We start from the raw sequence: 22,841 nt of genomic DNA on the forward strand, positions 1-22,841 counted from the left end.
ATGACGGACCGTAAGTCGGAACTCGCCGAGAACCTGGCGCGGGTGGAGGAACGTATCTCTGCCGCCTGCGCCGCCGCCGGGCGCAAGCGGTCGGACGTGACCCTGATCGTGGTCACCAAGACCTACCCCGCGAGCGATGTGCGACTTCTGCACGAACTCGGCGTGCGGGACGTCGCCGAGAACCGGGACCAGGACGCGGCTCCCAAGGCCGCGGCCTGCGCGGATCTGGACCTTCGCTGGCACTTCGTCGGTCAGTTGCAGACCAACAAGGTCCGATCTGTGACGAGTTATGCGGACATCGTGCAGTCTGTCGACCGTTTGAAGCTCGTCACCGCGCTCTCGGCGGCGGCGGAGAAGGCCGGGCGCGAACTCGGCTGCCTCGTCCAGGTCGCGCTCGACGCCGAGTCGGGCGAGCGGGGCGAGAGAGGTGGCGTGGCGCCGGACGGCATCGAGGAGTTGGCCGCCGCCGTGGACGCGGCGCCAGGACTGCGGCTCGACGGACTGATGACCGTCGCGCCGCTCGCCGGCCCGTACGCGGGGCGGCAACGTGCGGCGTTCGACCGCCTGATGGATTTGTCGACTGCCCTGCGCGCGACCCGTCCGGCTGCGAACATGGTGTCGGCGGGGATGAGTGCGGACCTCGAGGAGGCCGTGGCGGCCGGAGCGACACATGTGCGCATCGGTACGGCGGTACTGGGTGTCCGTCCCAGGCTCGGGTAACGTCGCGAAGCAAGTCGGACCACAGCAGAAAATATGGTCATTCCCGCCGATGGGCGGGCAGACCACGTGGATCACGGGCTTGGTGACGAGGCCGATCCACCACAGAGCGGAGGACTCAGAGAATGGCCGGCGCGATGCGCAAGATGGCGGTCTACCTCGGCCTCGTGGAGGACGATGGGTACGACGGCCGGGGGTTCGACCCCGACGACGACTTCGAACCCGAGCTGGAACCGGAACCCGAGCGCGAGCGGCGCCACCAGCCCCCGCGGCAGATCGAGCGCGAGGAGCCGGTGCGGGCGGTGCAGCCGCCCGCACCGCGTGAACCGGTCGCCGCCCGATCTGTCCCGGTACTCGCCGAGAGTGGACGTCCGGCCCGAATTGCCCCCGTGGCATCCATCACACCCGAACGTCCGAGCCTGGAGAAGAACGCACCGGTGATCATGCCCAAGGTTGTGTCCGAGCGGGAGCCCTACCGCATCACGACTCTGCACCCCAGGACCTACAACGAGGCCCGTACCATCGGGGAACACTTCCGTGAGGGCACCCCGGTGATCATGAACCTCACGGAGATGGACGACACCGATGCGAAGCGACTTGTCGACTTTGCCGCCGGACTCGTCTTCGGGCTCCATGGCAGCATTGAGCGCGTGACGCAGAAGGTGTTCCTGTTGTCGCCTGCTAACGTCGATGTCACGGCGGAGGACAAGGCCCGGATCGCAGAGGGCGGATTCTTCAACCAGAGCTGAGAACACGAAGACCGGACGGCCCGGCCGCAAGGCCGGTCAAGCAAGAGCACGAGAGCCAGGGGAGAGGGAAGCGCGGGATGGGCGTCGCACTACAGGTGGTCTACATCGCGCTGATGTGCTTCCTCATCGTGTTGATCTTCCGGTTGGTCATGGACTACGTCTTCCAGTTCGCCCGTTCATGGCAACCCGGTAAGGCGATGGTGGTCGTTCTGGAGGCCACCTACACTGTCACCGATCCACCGCTCAAGCTTCTGCGGCGGTTCATCCCGCCGTTGCGTCTCGGGGGCGTGGCACTCGACCTGTCCTTCTTCGTTCTGATGATCATCGTCTACATCCTGATCTCCGTCGTGAGCAGCTTCGCGAGGTGAATGTGGACGATACGGTCTTGCCGACTGCCGACGACTACGTAGAGGTGAAGAAGAGATGCCGCTGACCCCCGAGGACGTGCGGAACAAGCAGTTCACGACCGTCCGCCTTCGAGAAGGCTATGACGAGGACGAGGTCGATGCCTTCCTCGACGAGGTCGAAGCCGAACTGACCCGCCTGCTCCGCGAGAACGAGGACCTGCGCGCCAAGCTGGCCGCCGCGACGCGTGCCGCCGCGCAGAACCAGCAGCAGGGCATGCGCAAGCCCCCGGAGCCGCAGGATCGTCCCGTCGGTCCCGGCGCCCCCGTGCCCGCCGCCATATCCGGACCGCCGGTCCAGCAGCAGCCCCCGCAGATGGGTCCGCCGCAGCTGCCGTCCGGTGCGCCGCAGCTTCCCGCCGGTCCTGGTGGCCACGGCCCCGGCCCGATGCAGGGTGGCCCGATGGGCCCCGGCCCCGGCCAGATGCAGGGCGGCCCCATGGGTCAGCCGATGGGCGGCCCCATGGGGCACCCGCAGCAGCAGATGCAGCAGCCGATGCAGCAGCAGGGCCCGGGCGGGGACAGCGCCGCGCGCGTGCTCTCGCTGGCCCAGCAGACGGCCGACCAGGCGATCGCGGAGGCCCGTTCCGAGGCCAACAAGATCGTCGGCGAGGCGCGCTCGCGCGCCGAGGGCCTGGAGCGGGACGCCCGCGCCAAGGCCGACGCGCTGGAGCGGGACGCGCAGGAGAAGCACCGCGTCGCGATGGGCTCGCTGGAGTCCGCGCGCGCGACGCTGGAGCGCAAGGTCGAGGACCTGCGCGGCTTCGAGCGCGAGTACCGCACGCGTCTGAAGTCCTACCTCGAGTCGCAGCTGCGCCAGCTGGAGACCCAGGCCGACGACTCGCTGGCTCCGCCGCGGACGCCGGCCACGGCCTCCCTGCCGCCGGCGCCCTCGATGGCCTCGGCGGGCGCGGGCGCCCCGTCGTACGGCGGCAACGGCACGATGGGCGGCGGCCCGTCGATGGGCGGTGCCCCGTCCTACGGCGGCCAGCAGCAGATGTCCCCGGCGATGACCCAGCCGATGGCACCGGTCCGGCCGCAGGCGCCGCAGCCGATGCAGCAGGCGCCGGCGCCGATGCGTGGCTTCCTGATCGACGAGGACGACAACTGACGGCGGCAGGTCGCGCGATGAGCGCGTAGCCGTCGGCAGGCTAAAGGGCCGGGCCCCCGGGAAACCGGGGGCCCGGCCCTTTGCCGTGGGCGGTGGCGGGTGGGCGGCGCCTGCGGCGGGCTCCTCCCCCACCCCGCCCCTTCCCGAACCGGGGCTCCGCCCCAGACCCCGGGGGAGGTTGGTGCGGGGCTCCGCCCCCACACCCCGGCGGGCGCGGCAGCTTCGCGCCGCGAGGGCTCCGCCCCCAGGCCCCGGTGGGCGCGGCAGCTTCGCGCCGCGAGGGCTCCGCCCCCAGGCCCCGGGCGGGCGCGGCAGGTTCGCGCCGCAGGGGCTCTGGCCCCAGGCCCCGGTGGGTGCGGTGGCTTTGCGTCGTGGGGCTCTGGCCGCAGGCGCTGGTGGGGTGCGGTGGCTTCGCGCTGGCGAGGCTCCGGCCCCAGGCCTTGGCGGGTGGGGGAGTTTCGCGCTGCGGGGCTGCGTGCCTGGCGGGTGCGCGGCGGCTTCGCGCCGCGGGGCTCTGGCCCTCGCCCCGGCGAGATGGGGCAGCTTCGCGCCGCGGGGCTCTGGCCCTCGCCCGGGCGAGGTGGGGCGGCTTCGCGCCGTTGGGTTCCGTACCCGCTCCGGTGGGTGGGGCGGCGTTGCGCTGGGGGGCTTCGCGCCTTGGGGGCTCAGCTCTGCGCCCGCAGGGCTTGGCGGGGTGCGGCAGCCTTGCCTCGGCAGGGGGCGGGCAGGCTCGGCGGCGCCGCGGGGGCTCTGGCCCCAGGCCCCGGTGGGTGCGGTGGCTTTGCGTCGTGGGGCTCTGGCCGCAGGCGCTGGTGGGGTGCGGCGGCTTCGCGCCGCGGGGCGGGCGCAGTCGGGGGGAGGGGGCGGCAGCCCCCCGGTCTCGTCAGAGTTTCGGGGAGGGGTGGGGTGGGGGAACGGGAAGGCCCGGCACCGCTTCGGGTGCCGGGCCTTGGAGGGTGGTGTTACGCCTTGCGGAGGCGGAACGTCAGGGCGAGGGCCTCGTCCGTGAAGGGGGTGCCGTAGGTGTCGTCGGCCGGGCCCGTCGCGTAGTCCGTCGAGAGGACCTCGTCCGCGATCAGGTCCGCGTGGGCCGTCAGGGCCTCCGTCGTCTCCGCCGAGTCCGAGGTCCAGCGCAGGGCGATACGGTCCGCCACGTCGAGGCCGCTGTTCTTGCGGGCCTCCTGGATCAGACGGATCGCGTCACGCGCCAGGCCCGCCCGCCGGAGCTCCGGAGTGATCTCCAGGTCCAGCGCGACCGTCGCGCCCGCGTCCGAGGCGACCGACCAGCCCTCGCGCGGGGTCTCCGTGATGATGACCTCCTCCGGGGTGAGCGTGATCTTCTCGCCGTTCACCTCCAGCGTGGCCTCGCCGGAGCGCAGCGCCAGCGACAGCGCCGCCGCGTCCGCCGCCGCCACCGCCTTCGCCACGTCCTGGACGCCCTTGCCGAAGCGCTTGCCCAGGGCGCGGAAGTTCGCCTTCGCGGTGGTGTCCACGAGAGAACCGCCGACCTCCGACAGCGACGCCAGCGAGGAGACGTTCAGCTCCTCCGTGATCTGCGCCTGGAGCTCGGGCGAGAGCTCCGAGAAGCCCGTCGCCGCCACCAGCGCCCGGGAGAGCGGCTGGCGGGTCTTGACGCCCGACTCGGCGCGCGTGGCGCGGCCGAGCTCGACCAGGCGGCGGACCAGCAGCATCTGCCGGGACAGCGCCGGGTCGACGGCGGCCAGGTCCGGCTCCGGCCACGTCGACAGGTGGACGGACTCCGGGGCGTCCGGCGTCACCGGAACCACCAGGTCCTGCCAGACCCGCTCCGTGATGAACGGGGTCAGCGGCGCCATGAGGCGGGTGACCGTCTCGATCACGTCGTGCAGCGTCCGCAGCGCCGCCTTGTCGCCCTGCCAGAACCGGCGCCGCGAACGACGCACGTACCAGTTCGACAGGTCGTCCACGAAGGCGGAGACGAGCTTGCCCGCGCGCTGCGTGTCGTACGACTCCAGCGCCTGCGTCACCTGGTCCACGAGCGCGTTCAGCTCGCCCAGGAGCCAGCGGTCCAGGACCGTGCGCTCGGCCGGCGCCGGGTCCGCCGCGCTCGGCGCCCAGCCCGACGTACGGGCGTACAGCGCCTGGAAGGCGACCGTGTTCCAGTACGTCAGGAGCGTCTTGCGGACGACCTCCTGGATCGTGCCGTGGCCCACCCGGCGCGCCGCCCACGGCGAGCCGCCGGCCGCCATGAACCAGCGGACCGCGTCGGCGCCGTGCTGGTCCATCAGCGGGATCGGCTGCAGGATGTTGCCCAGGTGCTTGGACATCTTGCGGCCGTCCTCGGCGAGGATGTGGCCCAGGCAGACCACGTTCTCGTACGAGGACTTGTCGAAGACGAGCGTGCCGACCGCCATCAGCGTGTAGAACCAGCCGCGGGTCTGGTCGATCGCCTCGGAGATGAACTGCGCCGGGTAGCGGGACTCGAAGAGTTCCTTGTTCTTGTACGGGTAGCCCCACTGCGCGAACGGCATCGAACCCGAGTCGTACCAGGCGTCGATGACCTCCGGGACGCGCGTCGCCGTCTTCGAGCAGCTCGGGCACGGGAAGGTGACGTCGTCGATGTACGGGCGGTGCGGGTCGAGCTCCGACTGGTCCGTGCCCGTCAGCTCGGTCAGCTCGGCGCGCGAGCCCACGCACGTCAGGTGGTCGTCCTCGCAGCGCCACAGCGGCAGCGGGGTGCCCCAGTAGCGGCTGCGGGAGAGCGCCCAGTCGATGTTGTTGTTCAGCCAGTCGCCGAAGCGGCCGTGCTTGACCGAGTCCGGGAACCAGTTCGTCTTCTCGTTCTCCTCGAGAAGGCGGTCCTTCACGGCGGTCGTACGGATGTACCAGGACGGCTGCGCGTAGTAGAGCAGCGCCGTGTGGCAGCGCCAGCAGTGCGGGTAGCTGTGCTCGTACGGGATGTGCTTGAAGAGCAGGCCGCGAGCCTCCAGGTCCGCGGTGAGCGCCTCGTCGGCCTTCTTGAAGAAGACGCCGCCGACCAGCGGCACGTCCTCCTCGAAGGTGCCGTCGGGGCGGACCGGGTTCACGACCGGCAGGCCATAGGCGCGGCAGACCTTGAGGTCGTCCTCACCGAAGGCGGGGGACTGGTGGACCAGACCCGTACCGTCCTCGGTCGTGACGTACTCCGCGTTGACGACGTAGTGCGCCTCGGCCGGGAACTCGACGAGCTCGAAGGGGCGCTGGTACGTCCAGCGCTCCATCTCGGCGCCCGTGAAGGACTCGCCGGTGGTCACCCAGCCCTCGCCCAGCGCCTTGTCGAGCAGCGGCTCGGCGACGACGAGCTTCTCGTCGCCATCCGTGGCGACGACGTACGTGACCTCGGGGTGGGCGGCGACCGCCGTGTTGGACACCAGGGTCCAGGGGGTCGTCGTCCAGACCAGGAGCGCCGCCTGGCCGGCCAGCGGGCCGGAGGTCAGCGGGAAGCGGACGAAGACGGAGGGGTCGACGACCGTCTCGTACCCCTGCGCCAGCTCGTGGTCCGAGAGGCCGGTGCCGCAGCGCGGGCACCAGGGGGCGACGCGGTGGTCCTGGACCAGCAGGCCCTTGTCGAAGATCTGCTTGAGCGACCACCAGACCGACTCGATGTACTCGGGGTCCATCGTGCGGTACGCGTCGTCGAGGTCGACCCAGTAGCCCATGCGGGTCGTCAGCTCGGCGAAGGCGTCGGTGTGGCGGGTCACGGACTCGCGGCACTTGTCGTTGAACGCGGCGATGCCGTATTCCTCGATGTCCTTCTTGCCGGAGAAGCCGAGCTCCTTCTCGACGGCGAGCTCGACCGGCAGGCCGTGGCAGTCCCAGCCGGCCTTGCGGGCCACGTGGTAGCCGCGCATGGTCCGGAAGCGGGGGAAGACGTCCTTGAAGACGCGGGCCTCGATGTGGTGGGCGCCGGGCATGCCGTTCGCGGTGGGCGGGCCTTCGTAGAACACCCACTCGGGGCGGCCCTCGGACTGCTCCAGGGTCTTGGCGAAGACCTTGCTCTCGCGCCAGAAATCGAGCACGGCGTGCTCGAGCGCGGGCAGGTCGACCTGGGCGGGCACCTGGCGGTACTGCGACATCGATCTTCCTCCGGCGGACTGCTTCGTTTCCGTCCGGAGGGACGAGAGCGCCGTGCTGCGCGGCTCCCGCGGTACCACCCTCCTTGGCCCCGGGCGTGCGCCCGTGACCCCCTCATTGGGGTCGCGATGCCGGTTCTAGTCGCCTGACGGCTTTCTTCCGGCAGCTCCGGGGTGATGCTTCACATCGGGCTCGCCCCCGGGCTCTCACCGTCCCCGGGTCGCTCATGGCTGCGTACGACGCTACTCGTCCCCATCCAAGCCTTTCGCTCCGCCCAGTGTACGGGGCGGGGAGCGGGTCGGCAGACCGCTTTTCGCGCGGCGCGCGGGGCGGCCGCCCGTGACCCGAATGGTCATACGGGTGCCGTCGGACTTCGGTCGCCGTGGCGGGGCGGATTACGGGGCGGGGAGCTGGGCACAACGGAGGCAGGCTCGTCATGCCGCAGGCATGGGCGGGTGCGAAACGGCGGCGTGCCCCGTTGCCGCGGGCCTTGGGCCGATTTATCGTCCCAGCACGATTCGCGAGCAAGATCACAAAATGTGAAGGGGCCGCGACATGGTGGCGAAGAAGACCGCCGCGAAGAAGTCCTCGACCGCCGGTTCCGCGGGTACGGGCGGGGCGGCCAAGGACGTGACCGGCAAGAAGACGACGGTCGCGAAGAAGGCGGCGACGGCGGCCCCGGCACGCAAGACGGCGAAGAAGTCGGCCACGAAGTCGGCCACGAAGTCGGCGACGAAGACTGCCGCGAAGTCGGCGGCGAAGTCGGCCGCCCCGGCCAAGAAGGCGGTCAAGAAGGTGGTCAAGAAGACGGCTGTGAAGACGGCTGTGAAGACGGCTGTGAAGACGGCCGAGAAGAAGGCCCCGGCGGCCAAGAAGGCCCCCGCGAAGAAAGCCCCGGCCAAGAAGGCGCCGGCGAAGAAGGCGCCGGCGAAGAAGGCGCCGGCGAAGAAGGCCCCGGCGGCGAAGAAGGCCCCGGCCAAGAAGGCCGCAGTCGAGAAGAAGGCCGCGTCCGCGGCGCAGCTTGTGGAGCAGACAGGAGCCAGGACGGTGGCAGCGAAGAAGACCGCGGGTGGCGTGACGACGGCCGAGAGCGAGGTCGCGGTCCCGCAGGCGCGCGCCGGTGAGCTCGCCGTACGCCCGGGCGAGGACCCCTGGACGCCCGAGGAGGTCGCCGAGGCCCGCGCCGGTCTTGAGAGCGAGGTGACCAGGCTCCGGGCCGAGCTGCTCCACTCCCAGGAGGAGCTGACCGGACTCATGCGGGACTCCGGGGACGGCGCCGGCGACGACCAGGCCGACACCGGCACCAAGAACATCACGCGCGAGCACGAGCTCGCCCTGGCCGCCAACGCCCGCGAGATGCTCCAGCAGTCCGAGCACGCCCTGGAGCGGCTCGACGCGGGCACGTACGGCCTCTGCGAGGTCTGCGGCAAGCCGATCGGCAAGGCGCGCATGCAGGCCTTCCCGCGGGCCACCCTCTGTGTGGAGGACAAGCAGAAGCAGGAGCGCCGCGGCTGACCTCCTGGGGGCCCTGACATGCCCCGACGACCCTGCCGGAGCCGTACGGGTGTGCCGTACCCTCGTGCACAGTCAGGGCACCTAGGTTGAGGGACTCACGTGGCAGAGGCGGAGCGCATCATCGGTACGCCGGATTCAGGCGCGGACGGCGGCGCGGACGGCGAGGCTGCGGCTCCGGCCGAGCAGCCGAAGGGCAAGCGCAAGATCGTCGCGCTGCTCGTGGTCGCCCTCGTCGCGTATCTGCTCGACCTCGGCAGCAAGATGCTCGTGGTCGCCAAGCTGGAGGGCCACGAGCCGATCCAGGTCATCGGCGACCTGCTGAGGTTCGAGGCGATCCGGAACCCGGGCGCGGCCTTCGGCATGGGCGAGGCCTTCACGATCATCTTCACGTGCATCGCGGCGGCGGTGATCGTCGTGATCATCCGGCTGGCACGCAAGCTCTACAGCACGTGGTGGGCGATCGCGCTCGGCCTGCTCCTCGGCGGGGCGCTGGGCAATCTCACCGACCGGATCTTCCGCTCGCCGGGCGTCTTCGAGGGCGCGGTCGTCGACTTCATCGCGCCCGCGCACTTCGCCGTCTTCAACCTCGCCGACTCGGCGATCGTGTGCGGCGGCTTCCTGATCGTGATCCTGTCGTTCCGCGGGCTGGACCCCGACGGCACCGTCCACAAGGACTGACAAGGCATACTCGACGGGTGAGTACGAGTCCCGAGATCCGCACGCTGCCCGTTCCCGATGGCCTTGAGGGCGAGCGCGTCGACGCCGCCATCGCCCGTATGTTCGGGTTTTCCCGTACGAAGGCGGCCGAGCTGGCCGCCGCCGGGAAGGTCCTGGTCGACGGCGCCACCGTCGGCAAGTCCGAGCGGGTCAGCGGTGGCGCGTGGCTCGAGGTCGAGATGCCCGGCGCCCCGGCGCCCGTGCAGATCGTGGCCGAGCCCGTGGAGGGCATGGAGATCATCCACGACGACGACGACATCGTCGTGATCATGAAGCCGATCGGAGTGGCCGCCCACCCGAGCCCCGGCTGGACCGGGACGACGGTCATCGGCGGCCTCGCCGCCGCCGGGTACCGCATCTCCACCTCCGGCGCCGCCGAGCGCCAGGGGATCGTGCACCGGCTCGACGTCGGCACCTCGGGCCTCATGGTGGTCGCCAAGTCGGAGCGGGCGTACACGCTCCTCAAGGCGCAGTTCAAGGAGCGGGTCGTCGACAAGCGCTACCACGCGCTGGTGCAGGGGCACCCGGACCCGATGAGCGGCACCATCGACGCGCCGATCGGGCGCCACCCCCAGCACGACTACAAGTGGGCCGTGACCGCCGAGGGCAAGCCCTCGGTGACGCACTACGACCTCATCGAGGCGTACCGCGCGGCCTCGCTGCTCGACATCAAGCTGGAGACCGGCCGTACGCACCAGATCCGCGTGCACATGTCGGCCCACCGCCACCCGTGCGTCGGCGACCTCACCTACGGCGCGGACCCGACGATGGCCAAGCGGCTCGGCCTGACCCGGCAGTGGCTGCACGCGGTGCGGCTGGGCTTCGAGCACCCGTCGGACGGCCGGTGGGTCGAGTTCGAGAGCACGTACCCGGCGGACCTCCAGAACGCGCTGGACCGGATCGCCGCGGAGAGCGCGTGAGCGTCGGGTTCGCGGTCCGCGAGGCGCTCGGGCACGACGACCGGGACGCCTGCTTCGCGGTCCGCCGTGAGGTCTTCGTCGTCGAGCAGAACGTGCCGCAGGAGATCGAGTACGACCGGTACGACGAGACCGCCGTGCACGTCCTCGCGGTCCGCGAGGACGGACTGCCGCTGGGCACCGGCCGGTTGCTGCACGGGGACGACGCGGTCGGCAAGACCGGCGCCGACACGTCCGTGGGTTCGCTGGGCCGGCTCGCGGTCTCCAAGGCCGCTCGCGGCCTCGGGGTCGGTGTGGCGCTGGTTCGCGCCATCGAGGACGCGGCGCGCGAGCGGGGGCTGACGGCGGTGGACCTGCACGCCCAGACGCATGCGCTCGGCTTCTACGAGCGGCTCGGGTACGAGGCGTACGGGGCGGAGTTCCTGGACGCGGGCATCCCGCACCTGGCGATGCGCCGCGCCCTCTAGGGGCTCTTACGGCCCCGGGCCGGTCGGAGGGCCTTTCAAGGGCGCCGCCCGCGTGGTTCGTGCCCACCCTTGCGCCGGCCGGCCGGACGGACGTGCGCAGTATGCGTGACCTGTCCCAACCACCCCACCCGCCCCAGGTCTTCTCAGCCGCGGCCGGTACGTGCGGACTCGTCCCCGTACCTGCTCGCCGCGTGGGTTGCGTGAGCCTCGCGCGGCGACGGCACCGCGTGCGAGGTCGCGATCCGCGGCAGGGCGTGCGGGTGCTGCTCCACCAGCCAGGCGACGAGCCGCTCCCGTACGGTGCACCGCACCGTCCAGAGGTCGTCCGCGTCCTTGGCGGTGACCACCGCCCGTACCCGGATCGTGCTGGGCGTGGTGTCCGTGACCGCGAGGTTCCAGTCGCGGCCGTCCCAGGCCGGACAGTCCGCCAGGATCTCCTCCGTCCTCCGGCGCATCGCGTCGAGCGGCGCGGAGTGGTCCAGGTCGAGGAAGACCGATCCGGTCATCTGCGCCCCGCCGCGGGACCAGTTCTCGAAGGGCCTGCCGGTGAAGTACGAGACCGGCATCGTGAGCCGGCGCTCGTCCCAGGTCCGTACCGCGAGGAAGGTCAGCGTGACCTCCTCGACCACGCCCCACTCGCCGTCCACGACCACCGTGTCGCCGATCCGCACCATGTCGCCGAAGGCGATCTGGAAGCCGGCGAAGAGGTTGCCGAGGGTGGACTGGGCGGCGATGCCCGCGACGATCCCGATGATGCCGGCGGAGGCCAGCATCGAGGTCCCGACGGTCCTGAGCGCAGGGAAGGTCAGCAGCGCCGCCGCCACGGCGACCACGGCGACGATCGCCGTCACGATGCGCGTGATGAGGGTGACCTGGGTGCGCACGCGGCGGACCCGGGCCGGGTCGCGGGTGGTGGCGGCGTACCGGGCGAAGGTGGATTCGACGACGGCCGAGGCGATCCGGGTCACCAGCCAGGCGCCGGAGCCGATGAGGACGAGGGACAGGAACTGGCCGATTCCGGCCGCGTGCTCCTCGACGGTCCGCCACCGTGTCTCGCGATACGTGCCGCGCAGGACGGACGCGAGCAGGACCGCCTGGAGCGGTGGGCGGCAGCGGCGCAGCAGCCCCCACAGCGGGGTCTCGCTGTGGTGGGCGTCGGTCCGGCGCAGCAGCAGGTCGGCGACCCAGCCGGCCAGCAGGGTGAGCAGGACCGCCCCACCGACGACGGGCAACGGGCGCAGGGCGGTGTCCATGTGATCGAGGCCTCCGTGTCTCCGACTCGGTGAGCCCGGCTGGCAGGATGGACCGCATGGACATCATGCTTTTCCACTCGACCTACGGTCTGCGTCCGGCGGTGGAGGCCGCAGCCGAGCGGCTGCGGGCCGCCGGGCACCAGGTTCGGGTGCCCGACCTCTTCGAGGGCCAAACCGCGGAGACGGTCGAGGACGGGATGGCGATCAAGGAGAAGATCGGCAAGGAGGAGCTGCTGAGGCGTGCGGTCCTCGCTGCCGCGCCCTATTCGGACCGCGGACTCGTCTACGCGGGCTTCTCGTTCGGCGCCTCGGTCGCGCAGACCCTGGCGCTGGGCGACGAGAAGGCGCGCGGGCTGCTGCTGCTCCACGGCACGTCGGACATCGCGGAGAGCGCGGCCGTCGACGAGCTTCCCGTACAGCTGCACATCGCCGACCCGGACCCCTTCGAGTCGCACGACTGGCTGACGTCGTGGTACCTGCAGATGGGGAAGGCGGGGGCGGACGTGGAGGTCTACCGCTACCCCGGCGCCGGGCATCTGTTCACCGACCCGGACCTGCCGGACTGGGACGAGGCCGCCGCCGAGCAGACCTGGTCGATCGCCCTGGCGTTCCTGGAGAGCCTCCAGGAGGCGTGACGGACGCGTGACGGACGCGTGAGAGGGTGCGGCGGGGGCTCTCCCGCCGCACCCTCTCGTGGCTATTCTCAGCCGGCGCGGTACGCGACCCAGGCGTCGTTCATCCGCGTGACCTGGCCCATGGTGAACTGGTACATGCAGGCGTCGTAGGTGTAGTCCATGAAGTTGTGGATCGGGTCCACACCCGTCTGGCGTGCGCAGGAGTCACGGCCGGTCGGGCACTGGTAGGCCGGGCTCTTCTCGGCCGGAGTGTCGCTCACGGAGTCGCCCTGGCCGTTACAGCCGCCCTGGAAGGTGTGGTACAGCCCCATCCAGTGACCGACCTCGTGGGTGGCGGTGTCACCCTCGTCGTAGTTGGTCGCGGAGCCGCCCGGCAGCGAGGCGTCGAGGACGACGACACCGTCCATGGACGGGTTGGAGTTGTACGAGGACGGGAAGGTCGCCCAGCCGAGCAGACCGCCGCTGAGGTTGGCGGTGTAGAAGTTCAGCGCGCCGGCGCCGCCCTTGCGGAGGGTCGACTTCATCTGCTTCTCGGCGGTGGAGCCGGAGGCCAGGTTGTACCAGGACGCGTTGTCCGTGTAGTCGGTCTCGACCAGGGTGAACTGGAAGTTGGTGTTCACGTTGCCGGTGCCCTGGCCGCCGAAGGCCGAGTTGAGGACCGCCATCTGGTTGCTGATGTCGGTGGCGCTCAGCTTGCCCGTCGTGCCGCTGTGGATGACGTGGAAGTAGACCGGGATGTTCACCACGGCGGCCGTGGTCTGCGCCGAGGCCAGACCGTTGGCGCGGGCCGACTCCAGTCTCCGCTTCAGGTCCGCGTCCATCGCCTTGGCCTGGGCGGCCGAGACCTCGTTGGGCTCGGCGGCGTGGCTGTCGGCGCCACGGGACTTGCGGGCGGAGGAGAGGGCGTCCGCGTCCTCCACGCACTCCTCGGCGGAGAGGCCGGCGGCGGAGGTGGTGGCGGCCGGGGCGGCCGACGGGGCGGACAGGGGGGCCAGGGCCAGGGTTCCGGCCATCACGGCAGTGCCGAGCATACGACGTGACATGCGCGGCGATATACGGACAAGAGCACGCACAGGTGACTCCTCGCGGGGGGTTGTGGAGAGGTACTTCCTCGCCACCGCGGGGAGATTACGGGTCCATGTCAGACGTTGATGAGCATCGATCAAGCCCAATCATCCATGGGGCAAAACGGGTCATCGGGAAGAAAAATTTGCGCCCGTTCCGGAGTTTGAGATCTCGACGTAACGAACAAGGTGTCGGAGGCGGGTGGTGTGTCCGGATTCGATATCCCGAACCCACCACCCGTCGTGGTGATGTGATCTTCCGTTAACACAAGAGATCATGGCCGAAAATCGACCATGACGTCATGTCAGCGCACCGGCTGGTACACCCGCTCGACGCGCTGCGTTCCGTTCCGCGTCCGGTACGAGCGCGCCCAGGCGGTCGTCGCGTCCGCGTTCGCCTTGTCGGAGACGGTGTAGTAGTCCATCTGCGAGTGCTCGGTGGTCACATCGAGCACGCCGTAGCCGTGGTGGTCCATGTCCACCCACTTCACATGGCGGTTGGCGGCCCTGATCGCCCCGGCCGCCACCACCGAGACCGTGCCCGGCGCCACATGGAGGATGTCGTCCAGGTTGTCCGAGGTCACCGAGGTCACCACGAACTCCGTCGCCGCCGACTGCGACAGTGGGTAGGTCGCCGCCTTCGCCGGTACGTCGTTGGCCCAGGCCATGTGGATGTCACCGGTCAGGAAGACGGTGTTCCGGATGGACCGCTGGGTCAGATGCGCGAGCAGCTCCTTGCGGTCGTCCGTGTAGCCGTCCCACTGGTCGACGTTGACCGCGAGGCCCTCCTGCGGCAGCCCCAGCAACTCGGCGAGCGGGCCGAACAGATGGGCCGGCAGCGCGCCGAAGGCGACCGGCGAGATCATCACCGAGGTGCCGACCAGCTTCCAGGTCGCGTCGGAGCCCGCGAGGCCCGACTTCAGCCAGTCCAGCTGGGCGCGGCCGGTGAGCGTACGCTCCGGGTCGTCGACCGAGCCGCTGCCGGTCTTCGCCTGCTGGGAGCGGAAAGAACGCAGGTCGAGCAGGTGAAGATCGGCCAGCTTGCCGAAGCGCAGCCGCCGGTAGACCGTGCCCTCGGTCGAGGTGCGGACCGGCATCCACTCGAAGTACGCCTGCTTGGCGGCGGCCACCCGGGCCGCCCACTCGCCCTCGGCGCCCGGGGTGTGGTTCTCCGCCCCGCCCGACCAGGCGTCGTTGGCGATCTCGTGGTCGTCCCAGATCGCGATCACGGGATGGGCGGCGTGGAGCGCCTGGAGGTCGGCGTCCGTCTTGTACGTGGCGTGGCGGACGCGGTAGTCGGCGAGCGAGACGATCTCGTGCCGGGGCTCGTGCTGCCGCACGACGTACGCCGCCTCGGGGTAGGCGCCGCTCGCGTACTCGTAGACGTAGTCGCCGAGATGGAGGATCGCGTCCAGGTCGGCGCGGGCCGCGAGATGGCGGTACGCGGAGAAGTGGCCGGACTCCCAGTTGGCACAGGAGACGACGCCGAAGCGGACGCCGGGCGTGGTGGCGTCGGCGGGCGGGGTGGTGCGGGTGCGGCCGACGGGGGAGAGGGTGTCGCCCGCCGTGAAGCGGAACCAGTGGGCGGTCGCCGGGCGCAGGCCCCGGACGTCCACCTTCACGGTGTGGTCGGACGCGGCCGTCGCGGTGACGGTGCCACGGGCCACGGTCCGGGCGAAGTCGCGGTCCTCGGCGACCTCCCAGCCGACCGTGACATCGGGGCCTCTGCCGGAACCGGGCAGGGCGTCGGAGGTGGGAGTGACGCGCGTCCAGAGCAGGACGCCGTCGGGCAGCGGGTCGCCGGAGGCGACACCGTGCAGGAAAGCGGGTGCCTCGGAGTCCGCGAGAGCGGGGGAGGCGGCGCCCACCAGAGCCGGGCCGGCGACGGCCGTGACTGCGGCGGCCTTCACGACGGTACGGCGGGTGGGTGCGGGGGATATGTGTCGACTGGTCACGGGCAGTCAGATTACTGATCAGTATGACGAACAGGCAGGCGAATTCCGGAAAGTTCGCCTGCGTGTCGCCGGGTTGTCGTGACCAGGCGGCGGTGACCGGGCGGCCGGCTCCCGCGGTGACCGGGCGGCGGTGACCGGCCGGGGCGGGCCCGCGGGAGCCGAACGCCTCCCGCGGACCCCGCGACTAGCCCTTGAGCGCCGGGGTGAGCGCCGCGTTGAACTGCTCCACCGTCAGGGGCGGGTTCTTGCTGCCCTCGACGGTCAGCGCCTTGCCGTCCATCTTCAGCGTCGGCGTCCCCGTCACCCCGCTCGCGTCGAACGCCGCGGACATCTTCATCGCCCACGCGTCGAAGGTGCCGTTCTCCACGTTCTTCTTGAACTCCGCGTTGCCCTTCAGTGCCGGGACCGACTCCGCGACCTCCAGGAGGTAGGAGTCCTTGGCGAACTTGTCCTCGCTCTCCGCCGGGTGGAACTGCGGGGAGTAGAGCGCGGCCTTGTACTTCATGAACGCCTCGGGGCTCACGTCGAGCGCCGCGCCCAGCGCCGACAGGGCGTTCTTCGAGCCCTCGCCCTGGTCGACGTTGTCGATGAAGGTGGCACCGACGTACTTGATCTTGTACTTGCCGGCCTCGACGTCCTTGTCGACCGTCGCGCCCACCTGCTGCTCGAACTGCGCGCAGACCGGGCAGCGCGAGTCCTCGTAGATCTCCAGCGTCTTCTTCGCGGCCGGCTTGCCGATGACGACGGTCGTGCCGTTCGTGCCCTCGGTGTTCTTGGGCGCGGTGACGTTCGACGCCTCGGCCGCCGCCTCCCACTGGGACGGCTTGTTGGCCTGGACGACGGCGTAGCCGATGCCGCCGGCGACCGCCAGGACGGCGACGGCCGACACGCCGACGATCACCTGGCGGCGCACCTTGTCCTTCTTGGCCTGGCGCTCGCGCTCGATACGCATCCGCTCGCGGGCGGCCGCCTTGTTGGCGTGGCTGTTGCGTGCACTCATGGTCGTGATCTCCGTGAAAAGTCGAAAGGTGAAGAGGGGCTGCGGTGCTCAGGCGAGGGCGAAGCCCGAGCGCGGCGGTCCCCGCCGTCCGACGGAGTGCACGAGAAGGCGGGTACGGGACCGGCGCGGCCGGTCCGAGGGGCGCCGCCCGCCGCGGCCGCGGGCCGGGCGGGGAGCGGCGAAGAGCGCGGCGACGAGCAGCAGCGGCCGGAACGCCAAGGCCGCCACCGCGCCGAGCAGCCCGGCGAGCGCCCGCTCGCCGTGCCGCAGCCAGGCCGCCGCGAACAGCCCCACCGACACATGCACGGCGAGCAGCAGCCACGGCAGCGCCGGGGCGGGGGAGTTCAGCAGGGCGGCCGCGGTCCCGCTCTCGGGGGCGGCCACCCCCGGCAGCGGCGTGCCCACGGCACCACCGCAGAGCACGTCCACCCCCACCGAGCGCAGCGAACCGGCCACGGGGCCGCCCGCCTGGCCGTAACAGAGGGCCTGACCGCTGGTGAAGACCGTGTCGGCCGCCAGCTCCAGTGGCACGAGCAGCCCGGCGATGGGGCCGAAGCCGCGCTCGCGGCCGGCCAGCGCGTACGCGACGGCGAAGACGCCGGCCGCGAGCAGCCCCACGGTCAACAGGGGCAGCGGCACGCGGGACAGCAGCACATGGGAACCGGCGGACAGCGTCACGACCAGTGCCGTGAAGAGCGCCGCCCGCAGCCCCCTGAGCCGCGTCCCTGATATGTCCATAGCGCTGGAGAGTGTGCCACGCCTTCCTGTAAGAGGCCCCTAAGGGCCTCTCGTGAGCGGCCTACAGGCCCGGGATCCGGCCGTTGCGGAACAGGTCCACGAAGATCTGGTGATCGGCACGCGCGCGTGCCCCGTAGCGGTGCGCGAAGTCGACGAGAAGGTCCGCGAAGCCCTCCTCGTCGGCGGCGATCGCCGCGTCGATGGCCCGCTCCGTCGAGAACGGCACCAGCGAGTGGCCGCTGGAGTCGTCGGCCGCCGCGTGCATCGTCGCCGTCGCCCTGCCGAGGTCGGCCACGGTCGCCGCGATCTCCTCCGGGTCGTCGATGTCCGACCAGTCCAGGTCCACCGCGTACGGCGAGACCTCCGCGACCAGCTGCCCGGAGCCGTCGAGCTCCGTCCAGCCCAGCCACGGGTCCGCGTGCGCCTGCAGGGCCCGCTGGGAGATGACCGTGCGGTGGCCCTCGTGCTGGAAGTACTCCCGTACCGCCGCGTCCTTCACATGGCGCGACACCGCCGGCGTCTGCGCCTGCTTCAGATAGATCACGACGTCGTTCTCCAGGGCGTCGCTGTTGCCCTCCAGAAGGATGTTGTACGAGGGGAGACCGGCCGAGCCGATACCGATCCCGCGCCGCCCGACGACGTCCTTGACGCGGTACGAGTCCGGCCGGGCCAGGCTGGACTCCGGCAGGGTCTCCAGATAGCCGTCGAAGGCCGCGAGGACCTTGTAGCGGGTCGCCGCGTCCAGCTCGATGGAGCCGCCGCCGGAGGAGAACCGGCGCTCGAAGTCACGGATCTCGGTCATCGAGTCCAGGAGCCCGAAGCGGGTCAGCGAGCGGGCGTCGCGCAGGGCGTCCAGGAGCGGGCCCTCGGCGGTGTCCAGGGTGAAGGGCGGCAGCTCGTCGTCCTTGGCGCCGGTCGCCAGGGCGTGGATGCGCTCCCGGTAGGCGACGGCGTAGATCCGTACCAGCTCCGTGATCTGCTCGTCACTGAGCGCCTTCGTGTAGCCGATCAGTGCGAGCGAGGCGGAGAGCCGCTTGAGGTCCCAGGTGAAGGGGCCGACGTACGCCTCGTCGAAGTCGTTGACGTTGAAGATCAGCCGGCCGTTGGCGTCCATGTACGTGCCGAAGTTCTCGGCGTGCAGATCGCCGTGGATCCAGACCCGGCCGGTGCGCTCGTCCAGGTACGGCCCGCCGTGCTTCTCGGCGTCGAGGTCGGCATAGAACAGGCTCGCCGTACCCCGGTAGAAGGCGAAGGCGGAACCGGCCATCTTCCGGAACTTGACGCGGAAGGCGGCGGGGTCGGCGGCCAGGAGCTCACCGAAGGCGGTGTCGAAGACGGCGAGTATCTGCTCACCGCGCTGGGCGGCGGTGGGCTGGGGGACCGACATCGAGAGTGCCTCCTGGTGCAAGACTGTTCATGACAATTGGGACAGCTGTTCCGTGTCTCTCAACGCGCGACGGTACCCCCGAGTGCCCACCCGTCGCCCGGCCACCACCCCTCATCGAGGGGCTTCGCCCCGCAGTGTTCCACCCCAGACTGTCAGTCCGGAGTCGTAGACTTCCACGCTGTCCCCCCAAAGCAGAAGACCGCAGTATCGGAGGCATTTCCACCGTGACCAAGCCGCCCTTCACGCACCTCCACGTCCACACCCAGTACTCCCTGCTGGACGGTGCCGCGCGGCTGAAGGACATGTTCAACGCGTGCAACGAGATGGGCATGACCCATATCGCCATGTCCGACCACGGCAACCTCCACGGGGCGTACGACTTCTTCCACACCGCGAAGAAGGCCGGAGTCACGCCGATCATCGGCATCGAGGCGTACGTCGCCCCCGAGTCCCGGCGCAACAAGCGGAAGATCCAGTGGGGCCAGCCGCACCAGAAGCGGGACGACGTCTCCGGTTCCGGTGGTTACACCCACAAGACGATCTGGGCGGCGAACGCCACCGGACTGCACAACCTCTTCCGGCTCTCCTCCGACGCCTACGCCGAGGGCTGGCTGCAGAAGTGGCCCCGGATGGACAAGGAGACCATCTCCCAGTGGTCCGAGGGCCTGATCGCCTCCACCGGCTGCCCCTCCGGTGAGCTGCAGACCCGGCTGCGCCTCGGCCAGTTCGACGAGGCCCTGAAGGCCGCCTCCGAGTACCAGGACATCTTCGGCAAGGACCGGTACTTCCTGGAGCTGATGGACCACGGCATCGAGATCGAGCACCGGGTCCGCGACGGGCTCCTGGAGATCGGCAAGAAGCTCGGCATCCCGCCGCTGGTCACCAACGACTCGCACTACACGTACGCGCACGAGGCCACGGCCCACGACGCCCTGCTGTGCATCCAGACCGGCAAGAACCTCTCCGACCCGGACCGCTTCAAGTTCGACGGCACCGGCTACTACCTGAAGTCCACGGACGAGATGTACGCCATCGACTCCTCGGACGCCTGGCAGGAGGGCTGCCGCAACACCCTCCTGGTCGCCGAGCAGATCGACACCACCGGCATGTTCGAGGCCAAGAACCTCATGCCGAAGTTCGAGATCCCCGAGGGCTACACCGAGGTCACCTGGTTCCGCGAGGAGACCATGCGCGGCATGCACCGGCGCTTCCCCGGGGGCATCCCGGAGGACCGTCTCAAGCAGGCCGAGTACGAGATGGACACCATCATCTCGATGGGCTTCCCCGGCTACTTCCTCGTCGTCGCCGACTTCATCATGTGGGCCAAGAAGCAGGGCATCGCCGTCGGCCCCGGCCGAGGCTCCGCGGCCGGCTCGATCGTCGCGTACGCCATGGGCATCACCGACCTCGACCCGATCCCGCACGGCCTGATCTTCGAGCGCTTCCTCAACCCCGAGCGCATCTCGATGCCCGATGTCGACATCGACTTCGACGAGCGCCGGCGCGTCGAGGTGATCCGGTACGTGACCGAGAAGTACGGCGCCGACAAGGTCGCCATGATCGGCACGTACGGCAAGATCAAGGCGAAGAACGCGATCAAGGACTCCGCGCGCGTCCTCGGCTACCCGTACGCCATGGGTGACCGGCTCACGAAGGCCATGCCCGCCGACGTCCTCGGCAAGGGCATCGACCTCAACGGCATCACCGACCCCTCGCACCCGCGCTACAGCGAGGCCGGCGAGATCCGGGCGATGTACGAGAACGAGCCGGACGTGAAGAAGGTCATCGACACCGCCAGGGGCGTCGAGGGCCTGGTCCGGCAGATGGGTGTGCACGCGGCCGGCGTGATCATGTCCAGCGAGCCCATCGTCGACCACGCCCCGATCTGGGTGCGGCACACCGACGGCGTCACCATCACGCAGTGGGACTACCCGAGCTGTGAGTCGCTCGGCCTGCTGAAGATGGACTTCCTCGGCCTGCGCAACCTGACGATCATGGACGACGCCGTCAAGATGGTGAAGTCCAACAAGGGGATCGACATCGATCTCCTCGCGCTGCCGCTGGACGACCCGAAGACCTTCGAACTGCTCCAGCGCGGTGACACCCTCGGCGTCTTCCAGTTCGACGGCGGACCCATGCGGTCCCTGCTGCGGCTGATGAAGCCCGACAACTTCGAAGACATCTCCGCCGTGTCCGCCCTGTACCGGCCGGGCCCGATGGGCATGAACTCGCACACGAACTACGCCCTGCGCAAGAACAAGCAGCAGGAGATCACCCCGATCCACCCGGAGCTGGAGAAGCCCCTCGAAGAGGTGCTCGCGGTCACCTACGGCCTGATCGTCTACCAGGAGCAGGTGCAGAAGGCCGCCCAGATCATCGCCGGGTACTCGCTCGGCGAGGCCGACATCCTCCGCCGCGTGATGGGCAAGAAGAAGCCCGAGGAGCTGGCGAAGAACTTCACCATCTTCCAGGCCGGTGCCCGCAAGAACGGCTACAGCGACGAGGCGATCCAGGCCCTCTGGGACGTCCTGGTCCCCTTCGCCGGCTACGCCTTCAACAAGGCGCACTCCGCCGCGTACGGCCTGGTCTCCTACTGGACCGCCTACCTCAAGGCCAACCACCCCGCCGAGTACATGGCGGGGCTGCTGACCTCGGTCAAGGACGACAAGGACAAGTCCGCCGTCTATCTGAACGAGTGCCGGCGCATGGGCATCAAGGTCCTGCCGCCGAACGTCAACGAGTCCGAGTCGAACTTCGCCGCCCAGGGCGACGACGTGATTCTCTTCGGCCTCTCCGCCGTCCGGAACGTCGGCACGAACGTCGTCGAGTCGATCATCAAGTCGCGCAAGGCGAAGGGGAAGTACAGCTCCTTCCCCGACTTCCTCGACAAGGTCGAGGCCGTCGTCTGCAACAAGCGGACCGTCGAGTCGCTGATCAAGGCCGGCGCCTTCGACGAGATGGGCCACACCCGCAAGGGCCTGGTCGCCCACCACGAACCGATGATCGACAACGTGGTCGCGGTCAAGCGCAAGGAGGCCGAGGGGCAGTTCGACCTCTTCGGCGGCATGGGCGACGAGGCGAGCGACGAGCCGGGCTTCGGCCTGGACGTCGAGTTCTCCGACGTCGAGTGGGAGAAGTCCTACCTGCTCGCCCAGGAGCGCGAGATGCTCGGCCTCTACGTCTCCGACCACCCGCTCTTCGGTATCGAGCACGTCCTGTCCGACAAGACGGACGCGGCGATCTCCCAGCTCACCGGCGGCGAGCACGCGGACGGCGCGGTCGTCACCATCGGCGGCATCATCTCCGGCCTCCAGCGCAAGATGACCAAGCAGGGCAACGCCTGGGCCATCGCCACCGTCGAGGACCTGGCCGGCTCCATCGAGTGCATGTTCTTCCCCGCCACGTACCAGCTGGTCTCCACCCAGCTCGTCGAGGACACGGTCGTCTTCGTCAAGGGCCGCCTCGACAAGCGCGAGGACGTGCCCCGGCTGGTCGCCATGGAGCTGATGGTCCCCGACCTGTCGAACGCCGGGACCAACGCGCCCGTCGTCCTCACCATCCCGACCGTGAAGGTCACCCCGCCCATGATCAGCCGGCTCGGCGAGATCCTGGGGCATCACAAGGGCAACACCGAGGTACGGATCAAGCTCCAGGGCCCGCGCACGACGACCGTCCTGCGGCTCGACCGGCACCGGGTCCAGCCAGACCCCGCCCTCTTCGGCGACCTGAAGGTGCTGCTCGGCCCGTCCTGCCTGGCCGGCTGAGAGGGAGCGGTCCCCACACGCGCGGAAGGGGCGCGCCCGTCGTCACGGGTGCGCCCCTTCCGGGGTTACGCGCGGTCAGTTGTGACCGAAGCGCTTCTGCCTGCCCTTACGAGCCATGTCACCAGGAGTCACCTGCGAGGCGCGCTGCTCGGCCTGCGACTCCATCGACGACTGCTGCGCCTGCTGGGCGCCGCGCTCGGCCGGCGAGGACTGCTGCTGACTGCGGTTCTGCTTTCGATTCTTGGCCATGGTGATGCCTCCTCATGGGGATCTCGGGGCCAGGGCCGCTGTCAGACTCACATACGGTATGAACCGCCGCATTTTGGATCATCACGGACGGTAAGCGCGGCAGTCAC

At 70.1% G+C, this 22,841-nt stretch carries 18 protein-coding genes; 10 read left to right on the plus strand and 8 right to left on the minus strand.

Translation table 11 applies throughout. From position 1 onward, the window contains the following. The 4 genes from FDM97_RS09330 (at position 1) to FDM97_RS09345 (ending at position 2,981) form a co-directional block, all read left to right on the plus strand. Positions 1-720, plus strand: coding sequence for a YggS family pyridoxal phosphate-dependent enzyme (locus FDM97_RS09330; RefSeq protein WP_137989933.1), 720 nt, complete (start codon positions 1-3; stop codon positions 718-720). 122 nt (positions 721-842) lie between these two features. After that, positions 843-1,466 (plus strand): cell division protein SepF, encoded by a 624-nt coding sequence (locus FDM97_RS09335; protein WP_137989934.1) that lies wholly within the window; start codon positions 843-845, stop codon positions 1,464-1,466. Positions 1,467-1,543: 77 nt separating this feature from the next. Next, complete coding sequence (locus tag FDM97_RS09340; protein WP_137989935.1) at positions 1,544-1,834, plus strand: YggT family protein; 291 nt, start codon at positions 1,544-1,546, stop codon at positions 1,832-1,834. 55 nt (positions 1,835-1,889) lie between these two features. Next, positions 1,890-2,981, plus strand: coding sequence for a DivIVA domain-containing protein (locus FDM97_RS09345; protein WP_137989936.1), 1,092 nt, complete (start codon positions 1,890-1,892; stop codon positions 2,979-2,981). 962 nt (positions 2,982-3,943) lie between these two features. On the opposite strand, the gene ileS is transcribed toward FDM97_RS09345, so the two are convergent. Then, the gene (gene ileS / locus FDM97_RS09350; protein WP_137989937.1) at positions 3,944-7,075 is read right to left on the minus strand and encodes an isoleucine--tRNA ligase; all 3,132 of its coding nucleotides are present in this window, start codon (positions 7,073-7,075) and stop codon (positions 3,944-3,946) included. A 553-nt stretch (positions 7,076-7,628) separates the two neighbouring features. On the opposite strand from ileS, the gene FDM97_RS09355 reads away from it, so the two are divergent. The 4 genes from FDM97_RS09355 (at position 7,629) to FDM97_RS09370 (ending at position 10,689) form a co-directional block, all read left to right on the plus strand. After that, on the plus strand, positions 7,629-8,588 hold the full coding sequence (locus FDM97_RS09355) for a TraR/DksA family transcriptional regulator (protein ID WP_137989938.1): 960 nt from the start codon (positions 7,629-7,631) through the stop codon (positions 8,586-8,588). Between the two features lie 99 nt (positions 8,589-8,687). Beyond that, entirely contained in the window at positions 8,688-9,266 is a 579-nt protein-coding gene (gene lspA / locus FDM97_RS09360; RefSeq protein WP_137989939.1) for a signal peptidase II, read from the plus strand. 17 nt (positions 9,267-9,283) lie between these two features. Next, on the plus strand, positions 9,284-10,225 hold the full coding sequence (locus FDM97_RS09365) for an RluA family pseudouridine synthase (RefSeq protein ID WP_137989940.1): 942 nt from the start codon (positions 9,284-9,286) through the stop codon (positions 10,223-10,225). Continuing rightward, positions 10,222-10,689, plus strand: coding sequence for a GNAT family N-acetyltransferase (locus FDM97_RS09370; protein WP_137989941.1), 468 nt, complete (start codon positions 10,222-10,224; stop codon positions 10,687-10,689). Before FDM97_RS09365 ends, FDM97_RS09370 begins: the two co-directional genes overlap by 4 nt. Positions 10,690-10,832: 143 nt before the next feature. Here FDM97_RS09370 and FDM97_RS09375 read toward each other — a convergent pair whose 3' ends face one another. Further along, positions 10,833-11,942, minus strand: a complete 1,110-nt coding sequence (locus tag FDM97_RS09375; protein WP_137989942.1) for a mechanosensitive ion channel family protein — start codon at positions 11,940-11,942, stop codon at positions 10,833-10,835. Positions 11,943-11,989: 47 nt separating this feature from the next. Between FDM97_RS09375 and FDM97_RS09380 the strand changes: the two genes are divergently transcribed. After that, on the plus strand, positions 11,990-12,577 hold the full coding sequence (locus FDM97_RS09380) for a dienelactone hydrolase family protein (protein WP_137989943.1): 588 nt from the start codon (positions 11,990-11,992) through the stop codon (positions 12,575-12,577). A 68-nt stretch (positions 12,578-12,645) separates the two neighbouring features. On the opposite strand, the gene FDM97_RS09385 is transcribed toward FDM97_RS09380, so the two are convergent. The 5 genes from FDM97_RS09385 to FDM97_RS09405 form a co-directional block, all read right to left on the minus strand. Then, positions 12,646-13,620 carry a zinc metalloprotease gene (locus tag FDM97_RS09385; RefSeq protein ID WP_254705543.1) on the minus strand — a complete coding sequence of 325 codons (975 nt, stop codon included), beginning with the start codon at positions 13,618-13,620 and terminating at the stop codon, positions 12,646-12,648. Positions 13,621-13,946: 326 nt separating this feature from the next. Further along, the gene (locus tag FDM97_RS09390; protein ID WP_137989944.1) at positions 13,947-15,596 is read right to left on the minus strand and encodes an alkaline phosphatase D family protein; all 1,650 of its coding nucleotides are present in this window, start codon (positions 15,594-15,596) and stop codon (positions 13,947-13,949) included. Positions 15,597-15,780: 184 nt separating this feature from the next. Next, on the minus strand, positions 15,781-16,596 hold the full coding sequence (locus FDM97_RS09395; RefSeq protein ID WP_137989945.1) for a DsbA family protein: 816 nt from the start codon (positions 16,594-16,596) through the stop codon (positions 15,781-15,783). Positions 16,597-16,644: 48 nt separating this feature from the next. After that, positions 16,645-17,334 (minus strand): hypothetical protein, encoded by a 690-nt coding sequence (locus FDM97_RS09400; RefSeq protein WP_137989946.1) that lies wholly within the window; start codon positions 17,332-17,334, stop codon positions 16,645-16,647. Positions 17,335-17,395: 61 nt separating this feature from the next. Beyond that, a complete protein-coding gene (locus FDM97_RS09405) occupies positions 17,396-18,721 on the minus strand; it encodes a DUF2252 domain-containing protein (protein ID WP_137989947.1) in 1,326 nt (441 codons plus the stop codon). A gap of 224 nt (positions 18,722-18,945) precedes the next feature. On the opposite strand from FDM97_RS09405, the gene dnaE reads away from it, so the two are divergent. After that, entirely contained in the window at positions 18,946-22,485 is a 3,540-nt protein-coding gene (gene dnaE / locus FDM97_RS09410) for a DNA polymerase III subunit alpha (RefSeq protein WP_137989948.1), read from the plus strand. Positions 22,486-22,560: 75 nt separating this feature from the next. On the opposite strand, the gene FDM97_RS35725 is transcribed toward dnaE, so the two are convergent. Continuing rightward, the gene (locus FDM97_RS35725) at positions 22,561-22,734 is read right to left on the minus strand and encodes a hypothetical protein (RefSeq protein ID WP_175439074.1); all 174 of its coding nucleotides are present in this window, start codon (positions 22,732-22,734) and stop codon (positions 22,561-22,563) included. Between the last annotated feature and the right edge of the window lie 107 nt (positions 22,735-22,841).

It is taken from the genome of Streptomyces vilmorinianum, assembly GCF_005517195.1.
GTDB lineage: Bacteria > Actinomycetota > Actinomycetes > Streptomycetales > Streptomycetaceae > Streptomyces > Streptomyces vilmorinianum.

What these genes read in the sequence shown, in the direction of transcription:
- FDM97_RS09355 (WP_137989938.1), top strand. Translation starts at nt 7,629, where the DNA reads ATGGTGGCGAAGAAGACCGCCGCGAAGAAGTCCTCGACCGCCGGTTCC.
- FDM97_RS09405 (WP_137989947.1), bottom strand. Translation starts at nt 18,721, where the DNA reads ATGTCGGTCCCCCAGCCCACCGCCGCCCAGCGCGGTGAGCAGATACTC.
- FDM97_RS09335 (WP_137989934.1), top strand. Translation starts at nt 843, where the DNA reads ATGGCCGGCGCGATGCGCAAGATGGCGGTCTACCTCGGCCTCGTGGAG.
- FDM97_RS09345 (WP_137989936.1), top strand. Translation starts at nt 1,890, where the DNA reads ATGCCGCTGACCCCCGAGGACGTGCGGAACAAGCAGTTCACGACCGTC.
- FDM97_RS09340 (WP_137989935.1), top strand. Translation starts at nt 1,544, where the DNA reads ATGGGCGTCGCACTACAGGTGGTCTACATCGCGCTGATGTGCTTCCTC.
- FDM97_RS35725 (WP_175439074.1), bottom strand. Translation starts at nt 22,734, where the DNA reads ATGGCCAAGAATCGAAAGCAGAACCGCAGTCAGCAGCAGTCCTCGCCG.
- FDM97_RS09380 (WP_137989943.1), top strand. Translation starts at nt 11,990, where the DNA reads ATGGACCGCATGGACATCATGCTTTTCCACTCGACCTACGGTCTGCGT.
- FDM97_RS09400 (WP_137989946.1), bottom strand. Translation starts at nt 17,334, where the DNA reads ATGGACATATCAGGGACGCGGCTCAGGGGGCTGCGGGCGGCGCTCTTC.
- FDM97_RS09385 (WP_254705543.1), bottom strand. Translation starts at nt 13,620, where the DNA reads ATGTCACGTCGTATGCTCGGCACTGCCGTGATGGCCGGAACCCTGGCC.
- FDM97_RS09330 (WP_137989933.1), top strand. Translation starts at nt 1, where the DNA reads ATGACGGACCGTAAGTCGGAACTCGCCGAGAACCTGGCGCGGGTGGAG.
- FDM97_RS09395 (WP_137989945.1), bottom strand. Translation starts at nt 16,596, where the DNA reads ATGAGTGCACGCAACAGCCACGCCAACAAGGCGGCCGCCCGCGAGCGG.
- ileS (WP_137989937.1), bottom strand. Translation starts at nt 7,075, where the DNA reads ATGTCGCAGTACCGCCAGGTGCCCGCCCAGGTCGACCTGCCCGCGCTC.
- FDM97_RS09375 (WP_137989942.1), bottom strand. Translation starts at nt 11,942, where the DNA reads ATGGACACCGCCCTGCGCCCGTTGCCCGTCGTCGGTGGGGCGGTCCTG.